We start from the raw sequence: 631 nt of genomic DNA, 5'->3' as shown, positions 1-631 counted from the left end.
AAAACACTCGAACTGACGGGGGTTAGGGTTTTTCGTCGTTCGAGTGAATTTCAAAACCGGTTCTCGATACATTTTTCACAATGCTTCCGCATTGAGAAAAACACTCGAACTGACGGCTACAGTGTACATCGTCAGTTCGAGTGAATTTCAAAACCGGTTCTCGATACATTTTTCACAATGCTTCCGCATTGAGAAAAACACTCGAACTGACGGTTTTTAAATTTGTATCGAGAACGACTATGGGAAGGTTTAAAGAAATTTACTTTGAAAAATTCTTCTTTGCCAGATTAGGGAGTTCACTAAACTCACCTGCAATAAGGGCTACCTTTTTTGCACGGGACCAGTTTTTCACTTGTTTTTCTGTGGCTATGGCGGAATTAATATCTGTGAACTCTGCGTAATACACTAGTGCAACCGGTAGCCTTTGGGAAGTGTAGCTGTCAGGATATTTGGAAGATTGATGTTCAAACAGACGCTTATGGAGATTGGAAGTGACACCTGTGTAGAAAGTGTTGTCAGAACATTTCAGGATATAGACGTAGCTGTTATTCATTTAATTAATATACAGTTTTTTCTTCTTCGGCTGTACAAGTAAATTTTAACGTTGCCTTATTCTCGATACATTTTTCAC

1 protein-coding gene is annotated in these 631 nt (G+C 39.0%); it reads right to left on the bottom strand.

From position 1 onward, the window contains the following. Nucleotides 1-259: 259 nt before the first annotated feature. Complete coding sequence (locus ON07_RS16365) at nt 260-553, bottom strand: GIY-YIG nuclease family protein (RefSeq protein WP_010232418.1); 294 nt, start codon at nt 551-553, stop codon at nt 260-262. Nucleotides 554-631: the final 78 nt, after the last annotated feature.

The organism is Gillisia marina (assembly GCF_000258765.1).
Lineage (GTDB): Bacteria > Bacteroidota > Bacteroidia > Flavobacteriales > Flavobacteriaceae > Gillisia > Gillisia marina.
The sequence above is the reverse complement of the archived record's forward strand: the minus strand, read 5'-3'. Positions and strand labels throughout refer to the sequence as shown.

Excerpts from the sequence above, each read along its gene's own strand:
- ON07_RS16365 (WP_010232418.1), bottom strand. The coding sequence starts at position 553 with ATGAATAACAGCTACGTCTATATCCTGAAATGTTCTGACAACACTTTC.